We start from the raw sequence: 24,102 nt of genomic DNA on the forward strand, positions 1-24,102 counted from the left end.
GACCAGCGCCCCGGCGGCGCCGAAGCGCGCGACCGCGACGTCGGACGGCAAGGCGGCGACGCCTGCGGGCAAGGCGGCGACCCCGGCGAAGCCGGCCTCGGCGAGCCCGAAGGCGACTCCGGCGACCCCGAAGGCGACCCCGGTGCCGAGCAAGCCGGCCCCGGCCGCCAAGAGCGGAGCCGGCCGGGCCGGCGGCGGGCAGAGCACCCCGTTGCGGGGGGTGGCCGCCCGGATCGTGCAGAACATGGACGCCTCGCTGTCGGTGCCGACCGCGACCAGCGTGCGCGCCGTACCGGCGAAGCTGCTGGTGGACAACCGGATCGTCATCAACAACCACCTCGCCCGGGGCCGTGGCGGCAAGGTCAGCTTCACCCACCTGATCGGGTACGCCCTGATCAAGGCGCTCGCCGAGCACCCGGAGATGAACAACTCGTTCGCCGAGGTCGACGGCAAGCCGGCGATGGTCCGGCCCGAGCACGTCAACCTGGGCATCGCGATCGACCTGGCCAAGCCGGACGGTTCGCGCACCCTCGTGGTGCCGTCGATCAAGGCTTGCGAGCAGATGGACTTCCGGCAGTTCTGGCAGGCGTACGAGGACGTGGTCCGGCGGGCCCGGCGCAACGAGCTGACCATGGAGGACTACGGCGGCACCACGATCTCGCTGACCAACCCGGGCGGGATCGGCACCGTGCACTCCCAGCCGCGGCTGATGGTCGGGCAGGGCACCATCATCGGCGTCGGCGCGATGGAGTACCCGGCGCCGTACCAGGGGATGTCCGAGGAGACCCTCGCCGAGCTGGCGGTCAGCAAGATCATCACGCTGACCAGCACGTACGACCACCGGATCATCCAGGGCGCCCAGTCCGGCGAGTTCCTCAAGATCGTCCACGAGCTGGTGCTCGGTGAGCACGGGTTCTACGACGAGATCTTCACCTCGCTGCGCATCCCGTACGAGCCGGTCCGCTGGATGCGCGACGTCGCGGTCAGCTCCGAGGGGCAGATCGACAAGACCGCCCGGGTGATCGAGATCATCCACGCCTACCGGGTGCGTGGGCACCTGATGGCCGACACCGACCCGCTCGAGTTCAAGATCCGCAAGCATCCGGACCTCGACGTGCTCCAGCACGGCCTGACCCTCTGGGACCTGGACCGGACCTTCCCGGTCGGCGGCTTCGCCGGCAAGCAGAAGCTGAAGCTACGCGACGTCCTCGGGGTGCTCCGGGACTCGTACTGCCGCCGGGTCGGCGTCGAGTACATGCACATCCAGGACCCGGAGGAGCGGCGCTGGATCCAGGAGCGGATCGAGCGCAAGTACACCAAGCCCGCGGCGGACGAGCAGAAGCACGTGCTCAACCGGCTCAACGCGGCCGAGGCGTTCGAAACCTTCCTCCAGACCAAGTACGTCGGCCAGAAGCGCTTCTCGCTGGAGGGCGGCGAGTCGCTGATCCCGCTGCTCGGCGAGGTGCTGGAGTCGGCCGCCGAGAACGACCTCGACGAGGTGGTCATCGGGATGGCCCACCGTGGCCGGCTGAACGTGCTGGCCAACATCGTCGGCAAGCCGTACGAGAAGATCTTCTCCGAGTTCGAGGGGCACCTCGACCCGAGGTCGACCCAGGGTTCCGGCGACGTCAAGTACCACCTCGGCCAGGCCGGCAAGTTCACCACCCCGGACGGCGAGCACTCGATCAAGGTCTCGGTGACCGCCAACCCCTCCCATCTGGAGGCGGTGGACCCGGTGCTGGAGGGCATCGTCCGGGCCAAGCAGGACCGGATCGACCTCAAGCTGGAGGGCTACACGGTGCTGCCGGTGGCCGTACACGGCGACGCCGCGTTCGCCGGCCAGGGCGTGGTCGCGGAGACGCTCAACCTCTCCCAACTGCGCGGGTACCGGACCGGTGGCACCGTGCACGTCGTGGTCAACAACCAGGTCGGCTTCACCACGGCTCCGGAGTACTCACGCTCCAGCCTCTACAGCACCGACGTGGCCCGGATGATCCAGGCGCCGATCTTCCACGTGAACGGCGACGACCCGGAGGCCGTGGTCCGGGTGGCCCGGCTCGCCTTCGAGTACCGCCAGGCGTTCAACAAGGACGTCGTGATCGACATGGTCTGCTACCGGCGGCGCGGGCACAACGAGGGCGACGACCCGGCGATGTCCAACCCGCTGATGTACAAGATCATTGACTCGAAGCGTTCGGTCCGGAAGCTCTACACCGAGGAACTGATCGGCCGCGGCGACATCACCCTGGAGGACGCCGAGGAACTGCTCCGCGACTTCCAGGCGCAGTTGGAGCGGGTCTTCAAGGCCACCCGGGACGCCGCCTCCTCGGCCCGACCGGCCGCCCGGCCCCGCCGGCAGGCCGAGCCGGAGCCGGAGGTCGAGACCGCCACCACCGTGCCGACCGTGCACGCGATCGGCACGGCGCACACCACGCTGCCGGAGGGCTTCACCCCGCACAAGCGGATCCAGCAACTGCTGGACCGGCGGGCCAAGATGTCCGAGGCTGGCAACATCGACTGGGGCTACGGCGAGATCCTCGCCTTCGGATCGCTGCTGCACGACGGCGTGACGGTCCGGCTCGCCGGGCAGGACTCTCGACGTGGCACCTTCGTGCAGCGGCACGCCGTCATCGTCGACTCGCGGACCGGTGCCGAGCACGTGCCGCTGTCCGCGATGGCCGGCGACCGGGCCCGGTTCTTCGTGCACGACTCCCTGCTCAGCGAGTACGCCGCGATGGGCTTCGAGTACGGCTACTCGGTGGAGAACACCGAGGCGCTGGTCCTCTGGGAGGCCCAGTTCGGTGACTTCGCCGACGGGGCGCAGACCGTGGTCGACGAGTTCATCTCGTCCGGCGAGGTGAAGTGGGCCCAGCAGTCGGCGGTGACCCTGCTGCTGCCGCACGGGCACGAGGGCCAGGGCCCGGACCACACGTCGGGGCGGCCGGAGCGGTTCCTCCAGATGTGCGCCGAGGACAACATGCGGGTCGCCATCCCCACCACCCCGGCGAACTACTTCCACCTGCTCCGCCGGCAGGCACTCTCCACCAAGCGCAAGCCGCTGGTGGTGTTCACCCCGAAGTCCCTGCTCCGGCACAAGCTCTGCGTGTCCAGTGTCGAGGACTTCACCACCGGCACCTTCCAGCCGGTCATGAACGACACCTCCAACGCGGCACCGGAGGCCGTCAAGCGGGTGCTGCTCTGCTCCGGCAAGGTCTACTACGACCTGTTGCAGGCCCGGACCGACCGTGGCATCACCGACACCGCGATCGTCCGGATGGAGCAGCTCTACCCGCTTCCGGTCGACGAGATCCGGGCCGCGCTGGCGCGGTACCCGAACGCGGAGGACTTCGCCTGGGTCCAGGAGGAACCGGCCAACCAGGGCGCCTGGTCGTTCGTGGCGCTCAACCTCCTGGAGCACCTGGAGGGCGTACGGCTGCGCCGGATCTCCCGTCCGGCGGCCGCCGCCCCGGCGGTCGGCTCGGCGAAGATGCACGACGTCGAGCAGGCCGCGCTGATCGAGGCGGCGCTGCCCCGCCCCTGACAGCGGACACCCGCCGACCGGGGGCCGGGCAGAATGTGGATCCGTCCACTTCGGCAGGTCCCCGGCCAGCGGACCGGCTCGGAACGGAGCGGGCGGGTCACGGAACAACGAAAGAGAGCGGCGTGTACTTCACCGACCGAGGCATCGAGGAACTTGTCGAGCGTCGGGGCACCGAGACGGTGACCCTGGAGTGGCTCGGCCAGCGGCTGCGCGACTTCGTCGACCTCAATCCCGAGTTCGAGACGCCGACCGAACGGTTCGCCACCTGGCTGGCCAGACTGGACGACGAGGACGACCTCTGAGGCTGTCGCCCGACGCGGGCCGGACCGCCGGCGGCACCTCGCCGGTCAACCCGGGTCTGGCCTGATCGGCCGGCTCGGCCCGGGCCGAGCCGGCCGATCAGGACGGTCAGCGCAGCGCGAGCCAACCGACCAGGGCGGCCAGCACCGCGATCGCGATCGCGACCCCGATGATCAGTGGCAGCCTGGACGTCGGTTCGACGGTGCCTGGTTCGGTGGAGTGGGCGAAGACCCGGAAAGCCTCGGTGTTACCGCTCGGGTCAGGGTGCTGCTCAGCCATGCCAGCACCCTAGCGAACCTGGCCTGGGTCGGGCTTGCCCTACCCTCCCGGCACGGCCGACCCTACCCCGCACCCGGGTGCTTCCCGGATCGATCCGGACCAGCCCGGCTCATAGCGTCGAACCATGACGACGAGCACTCTCCCGCCGCCCACCACGAGGGCGGATCCGCGCGCCGAGGCGGCCCGGCGGCCGGCCAACCTCGCCGCGAGAATCGCCGGTTGGAGCGCCCGGCACCGGGCCACCGCCGTCCTCGGATGGCTCCTGTTCGTGATCGCCGCGACCGCGCTGAGCACCGTCCTGGGCACCGTCGAGGTGACGGACAGCGAGAGCGGGCACGGCGACTCCCGCCGGGCCGACGAGATCATCGCCGCCGCCGGCTTCCCGGACCGGGCCGGCGAGGTGGTGCTGATCGAGAGCGACGAGCTGGTCACCGACGCGCCCGCCTTCCGGGCCACGGTCGCCGCGACGATCGCCGCGGTCGAGCGCACCGGCCGGGTGGAGAACATCCGGTCGGACGCGGTCTCCGCCGACCGGCACGCCACGCTGGTCACCTTCGACCTGACCGGGCCGGCCGAGGACGCCGCCGACCGGGTCGGACCGGTACGCGACGCGGTGGCCGCCGTCCAGCGGGACCACCCCGACCTGTACGTGGCGCAGACCGGCGGCGCGAGCATCGGCGAGGCGCTCAACAAGACCCTGGACGCCGACATGCACCGGCTGTCGATGCTCTCCATCCCGGTGACGCTGGGCATCCTGATCGTGGCGTTCGGGGCACTGCTGGCCGCCGTACTGCCGATGGGGCTGGCCCTGACCGCGTTCCTCGGCTCGCTCGGCCTGCTCGCGCTGGCCAGCCGGCTCGCCCCGGCGGTGGACACCACCATGCACCTCATGTTGCTGATGGGACTCGCCGTCGGGGTGGACTACTGCCTGTTCTACCTGCGTCGGGAGCGGGAGGAGCGGGCCAAGGGCGCCAGCGGGGAGCAGGCGCTGGCGATCGCCGCCGCCACCTCCGGCCGCTCGGTGCTGATCTCGGCGCTGACCGTGATCATCGCGATGTCGGGCATGTTCCTGACCCAGGACGCCACCTTCATCAGCCTCGCGGTCGGCACGATCCTGGTCGTCGCCACCGCCGGAGTCGGCGCGCTCACGGTGCTGCCGGCGGTGCTCAGCAAGCTGGGCGACCGGGTCGACCTGGGCCGGGTACCCGGGCTGTACCGGCGGCAGTCCAGCGGCCGGGCCACCCGCGCGTTTCTGGGCGCGGTGCTGCGCCGGCCCGGCCTGTCCGCGACGGTGGCCGTCGCCGCCCTGCTGACGCTGGCGCTGCCGCTGCTCGGCATGCGGACGGCCGAGGAGGACGTCACCGCGCTGAAGAACCCGGGGCCGGCGCTGACCGCCTTCCTCCGGGTCCAGTCCGCCTTCCCCGGTGGCGCCGAGCCGGCGGTGGTGGCGATCCGGGCCGACGACGTCGCCACCCCGGCCCTGACCGCCGCGATCGACAACCTCCGGACCGAGGCGGTGGCCACCGGCCGGCTGCACGAACCGGTGACGGTCGAGGTCAACCCGGACCGGACGGTCGCGCTGGTCCGGCTGGGCCTGTCCGGTTCCGGTGTCGACGCGACATCCGAGCAGGCGGTACGAACCCTGCGGGAACAGGTCATCCCGCGCACCGTCCAGGGGGTCGGCGGCGCGGAGGTGCTGGTGACCGGCCTGGCCGCGAGTTCGGTCGACTTCAACGCGGCGCTGGGCCGCAGCGTGCCGCTGGTGTTCGGGTTCGTGCTGGGCCTGGCGTTCCTGCTGATGCTGGTGTCGTTCCGGTCGCTGGTGGTGGCGTTGACCGCGATCGTGCTCAACCTGCTCTCCGTCGCCGCCGCGTACGGGCTGCTGGTCGTGGTCTTCCAACACGGTTGGGGCGCCTCGCTGCTCGACTTCACCTCCGTCGGCTCCATCACCAACTGGGTGCCGTTGTTCCTCTTCGTCATCCTGTTCGGGCTCTCCATGGACTACCACGTCTTCATCCTCAGCCGGATCCGGGAGGGTCACGACCGGGGTTGGCCGAGCCGGCTCGCCATCTCCCGGGGCATCCGGGGTACGGCCGGGGTGATCACCAGTGCCGCCGTGGTGATGGTGGCGGTCTTCGCCCTGTTCACCACGGGCTCACTGGTGTCGATGAAGGAACTCGGCTTCGGTCTCGCCGTCGCGGTGCTGATCGACGCGACAATCGTCCGGGCGGTGCTGCTGCCGTCGGTGATGGTCCTGCTCGGCCACCGCAACTGGTACCTGCCCCGGTGGCTGGAGTGGCTGCCCCGGGTCTCGCACGGCGAGGCGCCGCACGGCGAGCGGTCGCCCTGGGCGTCGACGTCCTGACAACCGAATCGGGGGCGGACGGTGGGACAAACCGTCCGGGTGGCCGCCGCACGAGGACCGGAAAGCTGGCCTCGGGCGGCGGTCCGCCGTCTAGCGTCTGTGCTGTGCGCGTGAACCCCTTGCTCGCGGGGCTGACGGTCCTGCTGCTGCCGATCGCGCTCACCGCCTGCGGGTGGGCGGTCGCCGCGCCGGCCCCGACGGCACTGCCGGGCGGGGCGCCGGATCGGACGTACGCGGTCGGCGTGCGTACGCTCGATCTCGGTCGCGGCACCGCCCGCCCGCTTCCGGTCACCGTCTGGTACCCGGCCCGGAACGACGCCTCGGCCGGTCCCGCCGCCGACGGTCGGACCAGGCCGAGCCGGAACGCCGCGATGCCCCCGGGCCGGTTTCCTCTCGTGCTGTTCAGTCACGGTCTGCACAGCCTGCCCGAAATGCACGCCCAACTGACCTCCCGGTGGGCGGCGGCCGGTTTCGTGGTCGCCGCGCCGGCCTATCCGCACACCAACCGCCGGACGGCCCGGTTCGACCGGGGCGACGTCCGGCGCCAGCCCGCGGACGCCTGGCAGGTGATCCAGCAGGTGAGCCGCCTGGACCGGCTGGCCGGCGACCGGTTCGCCGGACATCTGGCGGTGACCCGGATCGCCGCGGTGGGACACTCCGCCGGCGGCTACACCACCGCCGGCCTGTTCGCGCCGGGGCATTCCGAGTGGCTGCGCGGCGGAATCGTGATCGCCGGCGGCGGGATGGCCGGCAGTCCGTTCGCCGGGCCGGCCGCGCCGCTGCTCTTCGTGCACGGCGACGCCGACCGGGTCGTGCCGGTGAGCACCGGCCGGAACGCCTACCGCCGGGTGCCCTGGCCCAAGGCGTTCCTCACGCTCACCGGTCAGGGACACGGCGAGTACCTCACCCCGGGGCAGCCCGGTTTCGACCAGACGATGGGCGCGACGACCGATTTCCTGCGCTGGACCCTCTACGGCGACTCCGAGGCCCGTCGCCAACTTCCGGCCGCCGCCACCGCCCCCGGTGTCACCGAGTTCGCCGACCAGCTCGACTGACCGATCCTCCGCCCAGGTGGACGGCGCGGCACACTGGAGCACATGCGCCGACGCTCCGCCCGTACCGTCCTGGCCAGCGCGACCCTTGCGACCACCCTCACCGTGACCCTAACCGGCTGCTCGGCCGAGCCGCGCGGATCGGCGTCCGATCGACCGGGGGGCGGCCCGACCCCGGTCGGCAGCGCCGCGCCGAGCCCCAGCCGCGCCGGGGTGCCGCAGGGCGTCGCGCCGAACCGGCGGTTCGGGGTGGGCATCCGGGAGCTGGAATTCAACCGGGGTGGCGACCGGCCGCTTCCGGTCACCGTCTGGTACCCGGCCGCCGGAACCGCCGGGAACCGGGCGGTCGAGGGCGCCCGGGTCGCGCAGGGACGGTTTCCGGTGGTTCTGTTCAGCCACGGTCTGACCGCCCGGCCCAAGGACTACCGGCCGCTGCTCGACCGCTGGTCGGCGGCGGGCTTCGTGGTGGTGGCGCCGGCCTATCCGCACACGAGTCGGGGGGTGTCGAGTTTCCAGGTGCTCGATGTGGTGAACCAGCCGGCCGACGCGTCGTACGTGCTGACCCGGGTGCTGGCCCTGGACACCCGGGCCGGTGACCCGCTGCGCGGCCACCTCGCCATCGACCGGGTCGGCGCGGCCGGACACTCGGCCGGTGGGGTGACCACCATCGGCCTGTTCACCGCCGGCCGGGACGAGCGACTCGACGCCGGTATCGTGCTCGCCGGTACGGCGCTGGGCGTGGGTACCGCGTTCAGCGGGCAGGCCGCGCCGCAGCTCTTCGTGCACGGTCAACTCGACGACGTGGTGTCGTACCGGGCCGGCAAGGCCGCCTACGACCGGGTTCCGTGGCCGAAGGCGATGCTGACGCTGCCCGACGGCGACCACGTCGGAGCGCTGCTCGGAAGCGACGAACAGGCCCTCAAGGTGGTTGCCGACACCACTGTCGAGTTCCTCCGCTGGTCCCTGTACGGCGATCCGCAGGCGTTGCGCCGGTTGCCCGCCCAGGCGGCCCGGGGCGGCCTTGCCTCCCTCGACGACCGCCTCTGACCGCTCCGCCCCCGTGGTGGGGGCGCGGCCGGTCGGTCCCGACCGGCCGCGCCCCGCGAAAGGGTGGTCAGACCACCGGCCTACGGTTGTCCGCGTACAGGTTGGTCGCCCGGTCCCAGGTGATGCCACGCTGGTCCGGTCGGGCTATCACGCCGTACCGGTGGTTCCGGCCGAAGACATTGCTCTGGAGCCGGATATTGGAGGCGTTGAGATCCTCCCGTACCCCTATCGAATAGTTGCCGCCGTTGCAGTAGTTCCCCTCGAATACCAGGTTCGAGACGACCGGGCCGGTGGTCGATCCGATCATGAGACAGGCGTTGAACGGATCTCTGGTGACCGGGTTGTACGCCTCCAGCGAGTTCCCCCGGACGACGATATTGGAGGCACCGGTCGTCTGCAGGGTGTCATTGTGTGAACCAGGCTGCCTGGTGAGGTGGTGGATCCAGGAATTCTCCACCACCACGTCACTACCGAGCCGGGGACCGTCGATGACATTGCTGATGTCGACCCGGCGCAACGTGTACTCGCCGCAGCAGACCGCTGCCGAGTTCTTTCCCTGGCCATTGATCTCGACGTCCTCCACGACCAGGTTCACCGCTCCGTCCGTACGGATCGAGTAGAGGCCGTCGCAGGTGATCCGGGATTTGCGCAGGATCACGTTCTTCGCGGTAACCGTCACGCAGCCGGTGATGTTCAGGCCGCTGAGCACCCGCCCGTCCTCGGTGACCTTGATCGAGCCGGAGGCCGTCAACTTGGTGCCCGGCGGTACGCCGGTGTTGTCCGGGCCGGGGAAGGTGGACGGGATCCGGGTGCTCGGTGCCCTGCTCACGCTCGCATTGGCCGCCGGCCCCGCCGACTCCTCGGCCGGGGTCGGCGTCGCACCGGGTGTCGTCGCCGTCGGGTCCGGCTCCGCCGGGGGCAGGTCTCCGGCCGCGACCGGCTTGCCGTTCCAGGTCGACTCGACGATGGTCGCGGGAGCGTCCGTCGAGTGCATGAAGCCGTTCTTGCAGCCGGAGATGTGGACCTTGCGGGCCGTGTAGTTGCCGAACACGAGTCCATTCGTCTCGGGTCGGGTGCATTGAATCCAGGTGCTCTCGATGACCGCTCCGGAGAAGCCCTCGAAAACCCGTACCGCGTGCGCGCCGCCGTACTTGACGGTGACATTCTTGATCGTGACGTCGTTGGCCTTGATATGCACGTAGCCGTCGATCTTGCGCCCCTCCAGGACGGTGCCGTTCTTGGTAATCGTCAACGACCCGTCGCCGCTGCTGGCGACCGCGACACCAATACCCGTGAGGATGACCGCCAAGGTCGCCGAGGCCACCACGAGTGAACGCGGCGTACGCCAGGCCCACCTTCGGCCGCCTCGCCGGACTGCCGGTGTATGCCGATTACGTTGGCCCGCCGCAGAGAAACTCATCAAGATCCGACTCCTTCGCCGTATGCGTCATCCGCGATCAGAGGGGGGCGGAACGGGACGACTGTACCCGCCGGTCGGAAGCGGGCGAGGGTACGAAGGAAAGGGATCAAACCGAACCTTTAGTTCTTCTAAGGTCCGGCTTTACTCTGACTTAGTGGCGCATTTTCGGCGGCTTATTCCGCCCGGCTGTCCGTTTTGATTCCAGGTGAAATGTCCGGATTCTCACATGCTGCTGCCCGTGCGTGTTCAATCGACTCCCGGGCGTGTCGGGTCCCGGACCGGGCCCGTGACCACCGCACTAACCGGCGTGGTCCAGCACCACCTTGCCGAAGACGTCCCCGGAGAGCAACCGGGCGAAGGCCGCCGGCACGCGGGAGAAGGGAAGGGTCTCGTCGATCACCGGCCGGATCTCCCGCCGCGCGCAGAGGTCGAGCAGACCGGCGAGTTCCGCCGGAGTGCCCATGGTGGACCCGAGGATCTCCAACTGCATCGCGAATACCCGGCGCAGGTTCACGGCCGGCTCGTACCCCGCCGTCGCGCCGCTGACCACGATCCGGGCGCCCGGCGCGGCCGACTTCAGTGAGTGGTCGAACGTCGCCGCGCCAACGGTCTCGACGACCACGTCGACCCGCTCCGGCAGGCGTGCCCCCGGCGCCAAGGCGGTCGCGCCGAGCGCGGCGATCCGGTCCCGCTTCCCCGCGTTCCGGCTGGTGGCGTACACCCGCTTACCGAGCGCCACCGCCAGCACCACGGCCGCCGTCGCCACGCCGCCACCGGCGCCCTGCACCAGTACCGCCTCGCCGTCGGCCACCCGACCCTTCGTGGTGAGCATCCGGTACGCGGTCAGCCAGGCCGTCGGCAGACAGGCCGCCTCGGCGAAGGACATGCCGGCCGGCTTGGGCACCAGGTTGGCCCTGGGCACCGCGACCCGCTCGGCGAGGGTGCCGGGATGGTTCTCGGAGAGCAGCGACATCCCCCGTGGATCGCCCGGATCCGGGACCACCGGGTAGACGACCACCTCGTTGCCGTCCGGATCGACCCCCGCCGCGTCGCATCCGAGAATCATCGGCAGCCGGTCGGCGGGCAGCCCCACCCCGCGCAGGGACCAGATGTCGTGGTGGTTCAGCGAGCTTGCCCGTACCTGGACCGTCACCCAGTCCGGGTCGGGATGGGTCGGCTCGGGTCGATCACCGACAACCAGCGCGGCGAGCGGATCATCGGCATCGAACATCGAGGCGTACGCGGCACGCATGATCCAGACGTTACACGCCCGACCGGCCCGGCCGATCGGCCGGCGACCGGCGTACCGGGCCGGCGACGACCGAGCCGACCAAGGCCGGGCGAGGGTCAGGCGCGAACGACGATCAGGCGCGAACGACGATCAGGCGCGGGCGACGCCGTCCCGGCGAGCCGCCTCGGCGACCGCCGCCGCGACCGCCGGCGCCACCCTCGGGTCCAGTGGCGACGGCACGATGGCGTCGGCCCGGAGCTGCCCGGCTTCCGGCCCGGCCGGATCGTCCCCGCCCGGCCACGCCCGTTCGCTGGCGACCGTCGCGATCGCGTCGGCGGCGGCCACCTTCATGCCCTCGGTGATCCGGACCGCCCGTGCCGCCAACGCCCCCTGGAAGATCCCGGGGAAGGCCAGCACGTTGTTGATCTGATTGGGATAGTCACTGCGACCGGTCGCGACCACCGAGGCGTACCTGGCGGCAACCTCCGGGTCCACCTCCGGGGTGGGGTTGGCCAGCGCGAAGATGGCGCCGCCGGGAGCCATCCCGGCCACCGCGTCCTCGGGAATCTGTCCACCCGAGACGCCGATCAGTACGTCGGCGTCGCGCAACGCCTCCGTGATGCCACCGGTCCGGCCGGCGGCGTTCGTCAGCTCGGCCAGCTCCACCTTGGTCGCGGTCAGGTCCGGTCGGCCCAGGCCGATGATCCCCCGCGAATCGCAGACCACCACCTCCGCCGGGTTGACACCCCCGGCCACCAGCATCTTGGTCACCGCGACCCCGGCCGCACCGGCACCGCTGACCGTCACCCGCAGGTCGCCGAGCTTGCGGTTGAGCAGGGTGGCGGCGTTCCGCAGCGCGGCGAGCACCACGACGGCGGTGCCGTGCTGGTCGTCGTGGAAGACCGGGATCGGCAGCGCCTCGTCGAGCCGACGCTCGATCTCGAAACACCGGGGCGCGCTGATGTCCTCCAGGTTGATGCCCCCGAAGGACGGAGCCAGCGCGGTCACCACCGCGATGATCTCCTCGACGTCCTGCGTGTCCAGACAGATCGGCACAGCGTCCACCCCACCGAACTGCTTGAACAGCACCGCCTTGCCCTCCATCACCGGCATCGCCGCCCGGGGGCCGATGTTGCCCAGCCCCAGTACCGCCGACCCGTCCGTGACAACCGCAACCGTGTGCGAGACCCAGGTGTACTCGTCCACCAGGGCGGGATCGGCGGCGATGGCCTCGCAGACCCGGGCGACGCCCGGGGTGTAGGCGAGGGACAGGTCCTCCCGGGTGGCCAGCGGAACGGTCGCGGTGACCGCCATCTTGCCCCCCCGATGCAGATCGAAGGCTGGATCGGTGGGGTCCACAGCGGTGGATGACATGGTGACTCCAAGATGCGTCGTTGCAGTCGGAGCGGCCGGTTGGACGCGAGATCGGCGATCACCGGCAGCGGTGCGGGGGTCACCCGGTATCAACTACCGAGCATAGTGGCGTCGCGGCCGCAGGCCGTCCCGCAGGGGTCATACCGAGCGGTAACTGAACCGCCCCGGACGTGGCCAGTACCGGAACACCACCCGCCCGCGCACGTCGGCCACCCCGTACACCCGCGAGTCGTCGGTGACCAGTTCGTTGTCCCCACGTACCCACCAGCCACCGTCGGTGGCGCGGACCGCACGCTTGACCACGAGCAGGTCCGGCCGGGTCCGGAACACCGCGACCACCAGGTCTCCGGGCCGGATCGGGCGGCCACCGCGCCGGACCAGCAACGCGTCGCCGTGCCGCAGCGTCGGCACCATCGACGGCCCCGCCACGAGTACGGCGAACAGCGGCGTCCGGAGCCGATGCCCGACGCGGGGAGTGTTGGCGGACACCGAGTTTCACCTCCGCCCCTACGGGGACATATCGCAGGAGTACTGTCATCCTGGATCATCACAGACTTGCCCTGGAGGGTCACATGCGACTTCCACGCATCCTTACACCTCGCATCGTCGCCAGTGCACACTGCGACCTGCCGTGCGGCGTCTACGACCCGGCCCAGGCCAGGATCGAGGCCGAGTCGATCAAGGCGATCGACGAGAAGTACCAGGCCAACACCGACCCCGAGTTCCGCACCCGCGCCCTGATCATCAAGGAGCAGCGCTCCGAGCTGGTCAAGCACCACCTCTGGGTGCTCTGGACCGACTACTTCAAGCCCCCGCACTTCGAGAAGTACCCACAGCTCCACCAGCTGTTCAACGAGGCCACCAAGCTCGCCGGTGGTGGTGGCGGCACCAAGGCCACGACCGACGCGTCCAAGGCCGACGAGCTGCTGCAGAAGATCGACGAGATCGCGAAGATCTTCTGGGAGACCAAGCAGGCGTGACTTCCGTCGTCTCCGCCGGGCCGATCGACGCCCGACGCGTTGACGCCGGTACGACGACGCGGCCGGCACGTCACCAAGACGTGCCGGCCATTGTCGCCGTGCCGACCGAACCGATGGCTGGCTGACCTGATCCGGGAACACCGCTGACCTGATCCGGGAACACCGCTGACCGGGAACGTTCCGCTGACCAACCGGTAATGTCGCACCGACCCGCCGGGGTCGGACCGCTCGTCGGCCGGAGCCACCACCGGCGCCCGGCGGGCGAGTAGAGTCCGATACGGGGGGACATGCCTGGTGACTCAACTGACCACACCGCCGCAGACCGGCGACGACGTCGTCCTGCTCACCGTGCCCGCTGACGGTGGCTACCTCGGCGTACTACGGACCGCGACGGCCGGACTGGCCGCGCGGCTACAGTTCGCCCTGGACGAGATCGAGGATCTGCGGATCGCCGTCGACGAGGCGTGCGCGATGCTGCTGGCCGTCGCGACCCGGAACGCCGAACTCGAGTGCCGGTTCTCGGTCACCGACGACGCGCTGACCGTCGAGGTGTCCGTCGCGACGACGCGGGGCGCACGACTTCCGGCCGAGTCGTCGTTCGCCTGGAAGGTGCTGACCGCCCTGACCACCTCGGCCTCGGCTACCGCCGTCAACGGCCGGGCGACCATCATGCTGCTGACCCGCCGGGCCGGCGCGGCCTGACCGGCCCGCTCGGCGCGGGCCCGCCCGGCCTGGGCCGGCGTGCTCGGCTCAGGCCCGCTCAGCCGGACCGGTGTGCTTCGGCTCAGGCCCGCTCGGGTACTCGGCTCAGGCCCGCTCGGGTACTCGGCTCAGGCCCGCTCGGGTACTCGGCTCAGGCCCGCTCGGCGTCGAGGCCCAGCGCCCGGTTCGTCGGCCCGCTCAGCAGCAGGCCACAGACCAGTAGGCCGAGCACGATCAGTGGGACGCCGAGCCAGGCCAGCCCGCCCTGGATCATGTAGTAGCCGATCGGCACCAGCATGAACTGCAGCACGATGGCCGGCGCGCGGGCCATGGTCCGGCGACGGCCGAGCGCGACGGCGAGCGCCCACAGCGTGGCGGCTCCGGCCAGCGCGAAGACCGTCACGAACAACCCGCCGACGAGGCTGGCGGTCTCGCGCAGGGTGGCGTAGACAAGGAAGACCGTCAGCAGGCCCAGAGCGATTCCCTCGGCCCGCAGCAGCCACACCGCCCAGCGCAGGGAGCCGGGCATAGGTTCAGGGACGCTTGTCACGGCCGCCACGATACCTCGGCGGCTCGCGGTACAGTGCCGCCCATGCGGGCCATCCTGGTGGTCAATCCCAAGGCCACCACCACTACCGGCCGCGGCCGTGACGTGCTCGTCCGGGCGCTCCGCAGCGAGGTCGACCTCACCGTCGAGTACACCAGGCGACGGGGACACGCGGTCGCGCTGGCCAGAGCCGCGGCGCGACAGGGCGTCGACCTGGTGGTCACCCTCGGGGGCGACGGCACCGTCAACGAAGTGGTCAACGGCCTGATGACGTCCGGACCGGCCGACACCGACGAGGGCCGTCCGACGGCCGAGCAGCTGCCGGCCCTCGCGACCGTGCCGGGCGGCTCCACCAACGTGTTCGCCCGGGCGCTCGGGCTGCCCAGTCAGTGGCCGGACGCCGCCGGTGTGATTCTCGAAGGACTGCGGCTGGGCCGGGTCCGCACCATCGGGCTGGGGCGGGCCGACGACCGGTACTTCACCTTCTGCGCGGGGCTCGGGCTCGACGCGGCGGTCATCAACCGGGTCGAGCGGGCCCGTCGACGCGGTCGGGTCTCGACTCCGGCGCTGTACCTGCGGTCGATCGTCAGCCAGTACCTCCTGGGTGACGAACGCCGGCATCCCACGATCAGGCTGGAACGTCCGGGTGAGATCACGGAGGGTGAACTCGCCACAGTGATCATCCAGAACACCGCGCCCTGGACCTACGTCGGCGACCGTGAGGTCAATCCCAATCCGGACGCCTCGTTCGACCTCGGCCTCGATGTGCTCGCCATGCGCCGCCTGCGGGTACAGAGCACAACACGGATGGTGACGCAGAGCCTGTCCCGGCAGCCCGATCCTCGCGGCCGGCAAATCTTGCGACTGCACGATCTGGACGAGTTTTCCCTGGTCGCAGAGCGTCCGCAGGCGTTCCAGCTCGACGGCGACTATCTCGGAGAGCGAAACAAAGTCCGATTCACCTCCGTTACGGCCGCACTAAGAGTAATCTGCTAGCGCTGGGGTACATCGACCGGTAGAAGCCTCGGCAACGGTGAGGGCGGTGCCGGAAATGCCAGCAATGTCGGCCGCACTGTACTATATTGATTCTTGGCTGTGGCACACCGGGTGCCGACGAGGGTGGCAATCCGGACAAATGCGCCGTGAGCTGTCTCACCTGCCCAGAGTTTTTCGGGGCGTTACCCTTGACATCACGAGAGTTCGTGAAAGTATTCACAAGCGAACTTGAGTTACCGGGACATTGCATGGACGCGCTCGACAAGCAGCCTGTCCACTGCGGGTTCCACAAAGACAAAGCCTGCTCTCGCGCTGTCGAACCGATGGGCCCATACCGTCGCGATCGGCACCGCGGACGCATATAGGAAAGATCCACAAAAGCACTGCCGCCCACCCAGATTGAGGAGTGTTGCCGCCATGGACTGGCGCCACCATGCTGCCTGCCGCGACGAAGACCCGGAGCTGTTCTTCCCGATCGGAACGTCCGGGCCAGCCGTCCTGCAGGTCGAGCAGGCCAAGGCCGTCTGCCGGCGTTGCTCCGTGACCGACGAGTGCCTGCAGTGGGCACTCGAATCCGGTCAGGACGCCGGCGTCTGGGGCGGAATGAGCGAAGAAGAACGGCGCGCCGTCAAGCGCCGTGGTGGCCTGCGGGTCCTGCGCGCTCACTCTGCCTGACCGACCACACCATCGCATTGAACGCCCTGGGGAACACGTTCCCCAGGGCGTTCAGCTATTCACGAATTGACGACGGCCGTACCGAAGGAATTTCGCTGACCGTCTCGTTCATGCCCACTCTCGGCAATGATCCGTGCTCGGCCGCTTCCGCCCTTGCCAGTACCAATCGGACCAACTCCGGAGCGTCACCGAGCGGAGCCGCGAAGGCCACCGCGCCCGCCTCCCGGGCCGAGCCCATCGCCGTCTCGTAGAGCCGGCCCGGGGCCAGGAAGTAGGTGGCGACCGCCACCCGTCGGGCACCGGAGGCCCGCAGCTCGGCCACTGCCACGCCCGCAGTCGGCGGCGAGGCTGAGGCGTACCCGACCCGGACCGGAACGGCCAGGACGGCACCGAGCGCCTCTGCCGCCTCCTCGACCGTACGGCGGGCAACCGCATCTCTCGTGCCGGCGGCAGCCAGCACCACCCCGTCGACACGTCCGGCGTCGGCAGCCCCGTCCACCGAACCGCCGGCCTCGGTCAACCGTCGACTCAGCCCCGCCAGCAGTCGCGGATCGACACCGGCCTCGGTCGGCCCCAGCACGTCGCCGACCAGCACCGGGATGCCCAACCCCGCCGAGCGGGCCGCCGCCACCGCGTCGGGGATGTCGACCTGACCGTGGTAGGCGGCGGTGAGCAGCAACGGCACCAGCACGGCCCGCCGGTGACCGGCCGCCTCCAACTCGGCCAGTACCGCCGCCGGCCGGGGTGGACCGTGGTCGAGATAGCTGGCCCGGACCACCACACCGGGCCGGGCCGCCGCCACGGCCCGGCTGAGCGCCTCGGTGGCGAGCGCCGCCCGCGGATCCCGGCTCCCGTGTGCCACCAGCACGATCGGGGCCGGGACAGCGGTCAGAGGTGCAAGCCGCACTCGGTCTTCTCGAACATCGCCCAACGGCCGGCCCTCGGATCCTCGCCCGCCTTCGTCCGGCGGGTGCAGGGCCAGCAGCCGATCGAGGTGTAGCCCTGCCGGAACAGCTCGTTGACCGGCACGTTCCAGCGGGCGATGTAGCTGTCCACCTCGGCCTGGGTCCAGGCCGCGATCGGGTTGACCTTCACCTTGCCCCGACGCGGGTCGAAGCCCACCACCGGAGTGTTCGCCCGGGTCGGCGACTCGTCCCGGCGCAGTCCGGCGGCCCAGGCGTCGTAATTGCCCAGCGCCCGCTCCAGCGGCTCGACCTTACGCATCGCGCAGCACTCGTCCGGTGCGCGGGAGAACAGCCGAGGGCCGTACTCACCGTCCTGCTGGCCCACGGTCTGGCGGGGCCGGATGGACCGTACGTTGACCGGCAGGGTCCGGGCCACCGTGTCGCGCACCCGGAGGGTCTCCGGGAAGTGCAGTCCGGTGTCCAGGAAAATCACGTCGACCCCGGGCACCACCCTGGACACCACGTGCGCGAGCACCCCGTCGGCCATCGAGCTGGTCAGGCAGAAACGCTCGCCGAACTCCTTCACCGCCCAGCGGACGATCTCCGGGGCCGGCGCGCCCTCCAGTTCCCGGCCCGCCTCCTCGGCCAGCGCCCGCAACTCGTCAGGATCCCGCCGGGCCGGATCGGTCCGGACCGGGCTTCCGACGGACAAGTTCCGCAGGGCCGGGCTTCCGACGGCCGAGTTCCCCGGGAGCGGGCTTCCGACGGCCGAGTTCCCCGGGGCCGGGCTCCGGGTGGCCGGACCACGTCCGGACGGCGCCCCCGGGCCGAGCTTGATCAGGTTGAGATGCGTCGCCATGACCGGGCTCACCGGTTCACCGCCGAGGCGAGCAGGCCGGTGAACTTCACCGTGAAGACGCGGGCACAGGCGTGGCACTCCCATGCACCATGCGACTCCGGGTTCGGTCGCAGGTCCTCCTCCCCGCAGTACGGGCAGTACATCGGCGCGGCTCGGGTTTCACTACTCATCGCAGTTCCTCCTCGTCGACTCGCACGACCCAGCTCGCGAAACTCTCGCCCTCGGTACGGCCCGTCAGGTAGCGGCGGGTCAGCCCCTCGACGTACTCGGGAAGTTCCGCTGCCGTGGTCTTGAGGCCGCGCAGCTTGCGGCCGAAGCCGGCGGACTGCCCCTGGGCCATGCCCAGGCCGCCGCCGAGATGTACCTGGAAGCCCTCGACCTGACGCCCGTCCGGTCCCATCACGAGCTGGCCCTTCAGGCCGATGTCCGCGGTCTGGGTCCGGGCGCAGGCGTTCGGGCAGCCGTTGAGATGGATGCTCAGCCCGGAATCGCCGAGGTCGGCACCGGCGAGCCGTTCCTCCAGCCGGGCCACCAGTTCCTCGCCCCGGGCCTTGGTCTCGACGATCGCGAGCTTGCAGTACTCCAAGCCGGTGCAGGCCATCGTGTCGCGCCGCCACACCGACGGGAAGGCCTCCAGCCCGATCCGGCGCAGCGCGCCGACCAGCGAGTCGGTCCGCTCCGGCGGCACGTCCAGGACCAGCAGCTTCTGGTACGGGGTGAGGCTGACCCGGTCGCTGCCGTGCTCGGCCACCACGTCCGCGAGTTCGGCGAGCTGGCTGCCGGAGACCCGACCGACCACCGGGGCGGCCCCCACGTAGTTGCGACCGTCCCGCTGCCGGTGCACCCCGATGTGGTCGATCGGCTTCTCCGGCAGCTCCGGCGCCGGCCCGTCGAGCAGGCTCCGGCCCAGGTACTCCTTCTCCAGCACCTCGCGGAACTTGGCCACGCCCCAGTCCGCGACCAGGAACTTGAGCCGGGCCCGGTGCCGCAGCCGGCGGTAGCCGTAGTCCCGGAAGATCCCGACCACCCCGGCCCAGACGTCGGGCACCTCGTCCAGCGGCACCCAGACGCCGAGCCGCTGCGCGAGCATCGGGTTGGTGCTCAACCCGCCGCCGACCCAGAGGTCGAAGCCGAGACCGTGCTCCGGGTGCTCCACCCCGAGGAACGCGATGTCGTTGACCTCGTGCGGCGTGTCGACCAGCCAGGAGATCGAGGTCTTGAACTTGCGCGGCAGGTTGGAGTACGCCGGGTCGCCGACGTACCGGCGGACGATCTCGTCGATCGCGGGGGTGGGGTCGAGCTTCTCGGCCTCGGCGACTCCGGCGACCGGGCTGCCGAGCACGACCCGGGGGCAGTCGCCGCACGCCTCGGTGGTCTGCAGGCCGACACCTTCGAGCCGGCGCCAGATCTCCGGCATGTCCTCGACCCGGATCCAGTGCAGTTGGATGTTCTGCCGGTCGGTGATGTCGGCGGTGTCCCGGGCGTACGTCTGCGAGATGTCGGCGATGACCCGGAGCTGGGCGAGGCTGAGCTGCCCGCCGTCGATCCGGACCCGGAGCATGAAGTACTCGTCCTCGAGCTCGTGCGGTTCGAGCACCGCCGTGCGCCCGCCGTCGATCCCCGCCTTGCGCTGGGTGTAGAGCCCCCACCAGCGGAACCGGCCACGCAGGTCGGCGGGGTCGATCGAGGCGAACCCGCCGTGCGCGTAGATGTTCTCGATCCGGGCCCGTACGTGCAGCGGGTTGTCGTCCTTCTTCGTCCGCTCGTTCGGGTTCAACGGCTCCCGGTGGCCGAGCGCCCACTGCCCCTCGCCTCGCTTACGGCGGGCCGGTCGGGCCGCCGGTACGCTGCTACCCGCCGGTTCGCTCGTGGCGCCGGGTCGGGCCGGGGTGCTGCTGACCGCCATCGCGGCGTCCTCCGTTGTTCGGTGTGGCTCGGTGGACGCGCAGGGCGGCGGCACTCGGCCCTAGTGGGCCGGGAACGACTGTCAGCGAGGACTGGGTCGGAGAGCCGGCGCGATACGCGCCCAGGACGGACAGGTCCGGGCGGCGTCAGTGAGCCGGACAGATCGCGCTGCGAACGCGGCCGTAATCGACGTGGCGGCGGGAGGTGAATCCCGGCCTCGCGAATCGGCGTTCGGCGGCGGTCATACCGTCATGCTGCCATATCCATATCGCCTGGACCACAGCCCCGACCACGGGATCCCGACTGGCGGACCCGATGTGGCCAGCTTCACGCTAGGATCTCGCGTATCGGTGTTAATGGGGCAGATCATGCTTCGTCTGCCATAGAAGGCGATTCAGATCGCCCCGCTCGCCGGATCCGCCTGCCGGACTGGGCGTACCGGGCAGTCTGGCTCTGGCCCGCCCTGGCGACGCTGGTGGTCACCGGTATCCAACCCGACCGCGCCCCGCTCTGGCGGGACGAGCTGGCGACCTGGAGTGCGGCGTCCCGCCCGGTCGGCGACCTGCTGCGGCTGGTCGGCAACATCGACGCCGTCAACGGCGCGTACTACCTGCTGATGCACGCCTGGATCGCGGTCCTCGGGGACTCCGTCCTCGCCCTGCGCCTGCCGTCCGCGCTCGCCATGGCCGGCACCGCCGCGTTCACCACAGTGCTCGGCGGCCGGCTGTTCGGTCCCCGGGTCGGCCTGCTCGGCGGACTGCTCCTCGCCGTACTGCCCAGCACCTCCCGGTTCGGGCAGGAGGCCCGGCCGTACGCCCTGGTCACCCTGCTCGCGGTGCTGGCCACCCTGCTGCTGGTCCGGGCCCTGCACCGACCGGCCTGGCCGTGCTGGCTCGGGTACGCGGCCACGATCGCCGCGCTGGGCCTGGCCAACCTGTTCGCGGTCAGCCTGCTGGCCGGGCACGCGGTCGCGGTACTCCTCGATCGGCGGGACCAGCACCGGAGGGGAGGCGTACCGGCCCGCTGGGTGCGCGACGGCGTACCGGCCCGCTGGCTCGTGGCGGTCGGCGCGGCCGGACTGGTGCTGGTGCCGCTGGCGGTGCTCGGCCGAAGTCAGCAGGGCCGACAACTCGACTGGGTGGGCCGGCCCGGCCTGGCCGCGCTCGTCGGGCTGCCCGGCAGCGTGGTGCAGGCCGGCATCGTGGGTGGGCTGCTGTTCGGGCTCGCCGCCGTCGGCGCCGCGAGCCGGGGCCGGTGGGGCGCGGTACTGGGGCTGACCGTGCTGCTGCCGGCGGCACTGCTCTTCGTCGCCGGCCAGCTCACCCCGCTCTTCGTGCCCCGCTACCTGGTCTTCGTCGTGCCGTTCGGCGCCCTGCTGGCCGCCGCGACTCTCGCCCCGCTCCGCCTACCGGCCGCGCTGGCGATCGTGCTGGCTGCCGGCGTAATCGGCGCACCGGAGCAGGCAGCGCTCCGGCGTACCCACGAGTCGCCCCGGACCGCTCCGGTGGACTATCCGGCGGCGGTACGCATCATCGCGGCACACCGGCAACCGGGCGACGGCATCCTGTACGCCCCCCGCGACGGCTGGGCGTTCCTCGACCTCGCCATCGCCTACTACCTGCCGGCCGGCCGCCCCCGGGACGTGCTGCTCGCGCAGGACCAGGTACGCCGCGCCGACCTGTGGGCGACCGAGTGCGCCCAGCCCGAGCGCTGCCTGGAGCCGGTCGACCGGCTCTGGCTGCTGGTCTGGGGAGAGCACGCCGATCCGCTGGCCGGGGTGCCCGCCAGCCGGGCGGATCCGCTGCGGGCCCGGTTCGGGGTCGACCGGCGGTGGACGGTGCCGGGACTCACCGTGGCGCTGCTGACCCCTCGTCCGGCCCGCCGCTGAGCACCCCGGAACCGGCGCCCGGCGACTCGGCCTGCCTCGGCGCGGTAGGGGCTCTCGCATCTCATCTGTCACGCTGGCAGGTGTGAGCGACAAACCACCCGAAGGACTGCCCCGCTACCGGGTTCTTACCGGACCAGACGACGAGACATTCTGCCGGCGCGTCAGCGATGCCCTTGACCTCGGGTTCCGCCTTCATGCCGGTCCGGCTGTCACCTTCGACGGAACTCGCGTCGTCGTGGCCCAGGCCCTCGTCTGGCCGGGTAGTACCGACGATGCTCCACCCGTTGGTGGTCACTGACCTCTGTCCGCGAGCGCGACCCTATCGGGCCAGCGGGACCACGAGCAGTGCCTCGGTGCCGCCGGCGGCCCGGTTGCGCAGCTCGATCGTGCCGCGCAGCTCGCCGGTGGCCAGCGCCCGGACGATCTGGAGGCCGAGCCGGCTGCCCTGGTCGGCGTCGAAGTCGTCCGGCAGGCCACGGCCGTTGTCGGCGACCGTGACATGCAACTGCTTGCGGAACCGGTGGGCCGAGACGACCACCTCGGCCGGATCGTCCTCCTCGACCGGTCGCGCCGGCAGAGTCAGTTCGGCCACCCCGACCAGTTCGGCAGGCTCCCCGGCCGCGCCGCCCTCGTCGGGCCCCGCGAAGGCGTGTTCGGGCGCCGGAAAGGCATGCTCGACGGCGTTGAGCAGCAACTCGTTCAGCACGATCACCAGCGAGGTGGCGATCTCGGCGGGCAGTACGCCGAAGCTGCCCTGCCGGCGCATCCGTACCGGCACCTCGGTCGCCGCCACCTCGGCCGCGGCCGACGCCACCCGGTCGACGATGCCGTCGAACTCGACCGCCTCGTCGCTGGACATCGAGAGGGTCTCGTGCACCAGCGCGATCGAGGCGACCCGGCGTACCGACTCCTCCAGGGCGGCCTTGGCGGCCGGGATGCCGACCCGGCGGGCCTGGAGGCGCAACAGGGCGGCGACGGTCTGCAGGTTGTTCTTCACCCGGTGGTGGATCTCCCGGATCGTCGCGTCCTTCGTGATCAGTGCCCGGTCCCGACGACGTACCTCGGTCATGTCGCGGACCAGGACCAGCGCGCCGATCGGCACTCCGGCGGGCATCAGCGGCAGGGCCCGGGTGAGCACTGTCGCCCCGCGTGCCTCGATCTCCCGTCGGGGCGGCGCCTCGCCGCGCAGCGCGGCCAGGACCCGGTTCGCCGCCTCGGTGCCCTCCAGCGGATCGGCGGCGAGCCGCCCGTTCAGCGCCGCCAGGTCCTCGCCGACCAGGTGCGAGGCGAAGCCGAGCCGCCGGTACGCGGACTGGGCGTTCGGGCTCGCGTAGGTGACCTTGCCGTTGGCGTCGAGCCGGACCAGGCCGTCGCCGACCCGGGGTGCGGTGGTCGTCTCGCCGGGGTGCCGGACCGGCGGAAAGGTGCCGTCGGAGAGCATCTGGGCGAGGTCGTCGGCGGTGGTGAGGTAGTTCAGTTCGAGTTGGCTCGGCGTGCGGGCGGTGGAGAGATTGGTGTCCCGGCCCACCACGGCGATCACCTCGCCCGCCTCGCCGTCGCCGCCGCGCAGCCGGACCGGGATCGCCTCGTGCCGGGCCGGGGTGTCGCCGTACCAGACCGGGTCGCCCTCCCGCCAGATCCGGCCCTGGCTGTACGCGATCTCCAGGTGCGCCACCTCGGGTCCGCCGACGATCCGGCCGACCTGGTCGTCCTGGTACGCGGTCGGCGCGGTGGTCGGGCGTACCTGGGCGACGCAGACGAAGCCGTCGCCGGAGTTGACCGGAACCCAGAGCAGCAGATCCGCGAAGGACAGGTCGGAGAGCAGTTGCCAGTCGCCGGCCACCCGGTGCAGGTGGTCGACGTCGACCGGACGGAGGCCGGTGTGCTCCTCAGCGAGATCGCGCAGCGTGGACACGGGCCAAGCCTGCCACGACCACCCCCCGCCACGGGTACCAGAGCCCTCCCCACCACACCCCGGTCCGAGCGCCCGTGATCCCGTAACGTCCGGCCGGGCAGGACGAGTCGGACGTTACGGG

Annotated in this window: 22 protein-coding genes; 11 read left to right on the forward strand and 11 right to left on the reverse strand. The window is 71.0% G+C overall.

Annotation, left to right across the window (positions count from 1 at the left end; all coding sequences use genetic code 11):
- Together I0C86_RS06535 and I0C86_RS06540 are read left to right on the forward strand one after the other, a co-directional pair.
- The coding region (locus tag I0C86_RS06535; RefSeq protein WP_196200302.1) for a multifunctional oxoglutarate decarboxylase/oxoglutarate dehydrogenase thiamine pyrophosphate-binding subunit/dihydrolipoyllysine-residue succinyltransferase subunit at positions 1–3,541 on the forward strand (3,541 nt) is incomplete at its 5' end.
- A 122-nt stretch (positions 3,542–3,663) separates the two neighbouring features.
- Complete coding sequence (locus I0C86_RS06540; protein ID WP_196200303.1) at positions 3,664–3,843, forward strand: DUF6104 family protein; 180 nt, start codon at positions 3,664–3,666, stop codon at positions 3,841–3,843.
- Between the two features lie 106 nt (positions 3,844–3,949).
- Here the strand turns inward: I0C86_RS06540 and I0C86_RS06545 are convergent, their stop codons facing one another.
- A complete protein-coding gene (locus tag I0C86_RS06545; protein WP_196200304.1) occupies positions 3,950–4,120 on the reverse strand; it encodes a hypothetical protein in 171 nt (56 codons plus the stop codon).
- A 124-nt stretch (positions 4,121–4,244) separates the two neighbouring features.
- Here I0C86_RS06545 and I0C86_RS06550 point away from each other — a divergent pair, with 124 nt between their 5' ends.
- The 3 genes from I0C86_RS06550 (at position 4,245) to I0C86_RS06560 (ending at position 8,584) form a co-directional block, all read left to right on the forward strand.
- A complete protein-coding gene (locus I0C86_RS06550) occupies positions 4,245–6,485 on the forward strand; it encodes an MMPL family transporter (protein WP_196200305.1) in 2,241 nt (746 codons plus the stop codon).
- Positions 6,486–6,589: 104 nt separating this feature from the next.
- Entirely contained in the window at positions 6,590–7,540 is a 951-nt protein-coding gene (locus tag I0C86_RS06555; RefSeq protein ID WP_196200306.1) for an alpha/beta hydrolase family protein, read from the forward strand.
- Between the two features lie 42 nt (positions 7,541–7,582).
- Positions 7,583–8,584 (forward strand): alpha/beta hydrolase family protein, encoded by a 1,002-nt coding sequence (locus I0C86_RS06560; RefSeq protein WP_196200307.1) that lies wholly within the window; start codon positions 7,583–7,585, stop codon positions 8,582–8,584.
- 67 nt (positions 8,585–8,651) lie between these two features.
- On the opposite strand, the gene I0C86_RS06565 is transcribed toward I0C86_RS06560, so the two are convergent.
- The 4 genes from I0C86_RS06565 to I0C86_RS06580 all read right to left on the reverse strand — a co-directional run bounded on the left by I0C86_RS06565 (position 8,652) and on the right by I0C86_RS06580 (position 13,098).
- Complete coding sequence (locus I0C86_RS06565; RefSeq protein WP_230393674.1) at positions 8,652–9,836, reverse strand: right-handed parallel beta-helix repeat-containing protein; 1,185 nt, start codon at positions 9,834–9,836, stop codon at positions 8,652–8,654.
- A gap of 466 nt (positions 9,837–10,302) precedes the next feature.
- Positions 10,303–11,256, reverse strand: a complete 954-nt coding sequence (locus tag I0C86_RS06570; protein WP_196200309.1) for a zinc-binding dehydrogenase — start codon at positions 11,254–11,256, stop codon at positions 10,303–10,305.
- A 129-nt stretch (positions 11,257–11,385) separates the two neighbouring features.
- A complete protein-coding gene (locus I0C86_RS06575) occupies positions 11,386–12,609 on the reverse strand; it encodes an NAD(P)-dependent malic enzyme (protein ID WP_196200310.1) in 1,224 nt (407 codons plus the stop codon).
- A 138-nt stretch (positions 12,610–12,747) separates the two neighbouring features.
- Positions 12,748–13,098 carry a S24/S26 family peptidase gene (locus tag I0C86_RS06580; protein ID WP_323373493.1) on the reverse strand — a complete coding sequence of 117 codons (351 nt, stop codon included), beginning with the start codon at positions 13,096–13,098 and terminating at the stop codon, positions 12,748–12,750.
- 83 nt (positions 13,099–13,181) lie between these two features.
- On the opposite strand from I0C86_RS06580, the gene sodN reads away from it, so the two are divergent.
- On the forward strand, positions 13,182–13,589 hold the full coding sequence (sodN, locus tag I0C86_RS06585; RefSeq protein ID WP_196200311.1) for a superoxide dismutase, Ni: 408 nt from the start codon (positions 13,182–13,184) through the stop codon (positions 13,587–13,589).
- Positions 13,590–13,883: 294 nt separating this feature from the next.
- The gene (locus I0C86_RS06590; protein WP_196200312.1) at positions 13,884–14,291 is read left to right on the forward strand and encodes an ATP-binding protein; all 408 of its coding nucleotides are present in this window, start codon (positions 13,884–13,886) and stop codon (positions 14,289–14,291) included.
- Positions 14,292–14,442: 151 nt separating this feature from the next.
- Here the strand turns inward: I0C86_RS06590 and I0C86_RS06595 are convergent, their stop codons facing one another.
- Entirely contained in the window at positions 14,443–14,841 is a 399-nt protein-coding gene (locus I0C86_RS06595; RefSeq protein ID WP_323373494.1) for a hypothetical protein, read from the reverse strand.
- Positions 14,842–14,883: 42 nt separating this feature from the next.
- On the opposite strand from I0C86_RS06595, the gene I0C86_RS06600 reads away from it, so the two are divergent.
- Together I0C86_RS06600 and I0C86_RS06605 are read left to right on the forward strand one after the other, a co-directional pair.
- Positions 14,884–15,834 (forward strand): diacylglycerol/lipid kinase family protein, encoded by a 951-nt coding sequence (locus I0C86_RS06600; RefSeq protein ID WP_196200313.1) that lies wholly within the window; start codon positions 14,884–14,886, stop codon positions 15,832–15,834.
- A 417-nt stretch (positions 15,835–16,251) separates the two neighbouring features.
- Entirely contained in the window at positions 16,252–16,509 is a 258-nt protein-coding gene (locus I0C86_RS06605) for a WhiB family transcriptional regulator (RefSeq protein ID WP_130464821.1), read from the forward strand.
- Positions 16,510–16,564: 55 nt separating this feature from the next.
- Here I0C86_RS06605 and I0C86_RS06610 read toward each other — a convergent pair whose 3' ends face one another.
- The 4 genes from I0C86_RS06610 to I0C86_RS06625 all read right to left on the reverse strand — a co-directional run bounded on the left by I0C86_RS06610 (position 16,565) and on the right by I0C86_RS06625 (position 20,179).
- Positions 16,565–17,416 carry a sirohydrochlorin chelatase gene (locus tag I0C86_RS06610; RefSeq protein WP_323373495.1) on the reverse strand — a complete coding sequence of 284 codons (852 nt, stop codon included), beginning with the start codon at positions 17,414–17,416 and terminating at the stop codon, positions 16,565–16,567.
- Complete coding sequence (locus tag I0C86_RS06615; protein WP_407676272.1) at positions 17,398–18,126, reverse strand: phosphoadenylyl-sulfate reductase; 729 nt, start codon at positions 18,124–18,126, stop codon at positions 17,398–17,400. The genes I0C86_RS06610 and I0C86_RS06615 overlap by 19 nt, the downstream gene beginning before the upstream one ends.
- A 155-nt stretch (positions 18,127–18,281) precedes the next feature.
- Complete coding sequence (locus tag I0C86_RS06620; protein ID WP_196200314.1) at positions 18,282–18,443, reverse strand: hypothetical protein; 162 nt, start codon at positions 18,441–18,443, stop codon at positions 18,282–18,284.
- Positions 18,440–20,179 carry a nitrite/sulfite reductase gene (locus I0C86_RS06625; RefSeq protein ID WP_196200315.1) on the reverse strand — a complete coding sequence of 580 codons (1,740 nt, stop codon included), beginning with the start codon at positions 20,177–20,179 and terminating at the stop codon, positions 18,440–18,442. Before I0C86_RS06625 ends, I0C86_RS06620 begins: the two co-directional genes overlap by 4 nt.
- A 414-nt stretch (positions 20,180–20,593) precedes the next feature.
- Here I0C86_RS06625 and I0C86_RS06630 point away from each other — a divergent pair, with 414 nt between their 5' ends.
- Positions 20,594–22,066 (forward strand): glycosyltransferase family 39 protein, encoded by a 1,473-nt coding sequence (locus I0C86_RS06630; protein WP_196200322.1) that lies wholly within the window; start codon positions 20,594–20,596, stop codon positions 22,064–22,066.
- Between the two features lie 82 nt (positions 22,067–22,148).
- Positions 22,149–22,364 carry a DUF1737 domain-containing protein gene (locus tag I0C86_RS06635; RefSeq protein WP_196200316.1) on the forward strand — a complete coding sequence of 72 codons (216 nt, stop codon included), beginning with the start codon at positions 22,149–22,151 and terminating at the stop codon, positions 22,362–22,364.
- Positions 22,365–22,385: 21 nt separating this feature from the next.
- On the opposite strand, the gene I0C86_RS06640 is transcribed toward I0C86_RS06635, so the two are convergent.
- Positions 22,386–23,981, reverse strand: a complete 1,596-nt coding sequence (locus tag I0C86_RS06640; protein ID WP_196200317.1) for a histidine kinase N-terminal domain-containing protein — start codon at positions 23,979–23,981, stop codon at positions 22,386–22,388.
- Positions 23,982–24,102 lie beyond the last annotated feature (121 nt).

Origin of the sequence: Plantactinospora alkalitolerans, from assembly GCF_015690345.1 — a bacterium.
GTDB classification, from domain to species: domain Bacteria; phylum Actinomycetota; class Actinomycetes; order Mycobacteriales; family Micromonosporaceae; genus Plantactinospora; species Plantactinospora alkalitolerans.

What these genes read in the sequence shown, in the direction of transcription:
- I0C86_RS06575 (WP_196200310.1), bottom strand. Translation starts at nt 12,609, where the DNA reads ATGTCATCCACCGCTGTGGACCCCACCGATCCAGCCTTCGATCTGCAT.
- I0C86_RS06600 (WP_196200313.1), top strand. Translation starts at nt 14,884, where the DNA reads ATGCGGGCCATCCTGGTGGTCAATCCCAAGGCCACCACCACTACCGGC.
- I0C86_RS06550 (WP_196200305.1), top strand. Translation starts at nt 4,245, where the DNA reads ATGACGACGAGCACTCTCCCGCCGCCCACCACGAGGGCGGATCCGCGC.
- I0C86_RS06545 (WP_196200304.1), bottom strand. Translation starts at nt 4,120, where the DNA reads ATGGCTGAGCAGCACCCTGACCCGAGCGGTAACACCGAGGCTTTCCGG.
- sodN (WP_196200311.1), top strand. Translation starts at nt 13,182, where the DNA reads ATGCGACTTCCACGCATCCTTACACCTCGCATCGTCGCCAGTGCACAC.
- I0C86_RS06625 (WP_196200315.1), bottom strand. Translation starts at nt 20,179, where the DNA reads ATGGCGGTCAGCAGCACCCCGGCCCGACCCGGCGCCACGAGCGAACCG.
- I0C86_RS06570 (WP_196200309.1), bottom strand. Translation starts at nt 11,256, where the DNA reads ATGCGTGCCGCGTACGCCTCGATGTTCGATGCCGATGATCCGCTCGCC.
- I0C86_RS06605 (WP_130464821.1), top strand. Translation starts at nt 16,252, where the DNA reads ATGGACTGGCGCCACCATGCTGCCTGCCGCGACGAAGACCCGGAGCTG.
- I0C86_RS06620 (WP_196200314.1), bottom strand. Translation starts at nt 18,443, where the DNA reads ATGAGTAGTGAAACCCGAGCCGCGCCGATGTACTGCCCGTACTGCGGG.
- I0C86_RS06560 (WP_196200307.1), top strand. Translation starts at nt 7,583, where the DNA reads ATGCGCCGACGCTCCGCCCGTACCGTCCTGGCCAGCGCGACCCTTGCG.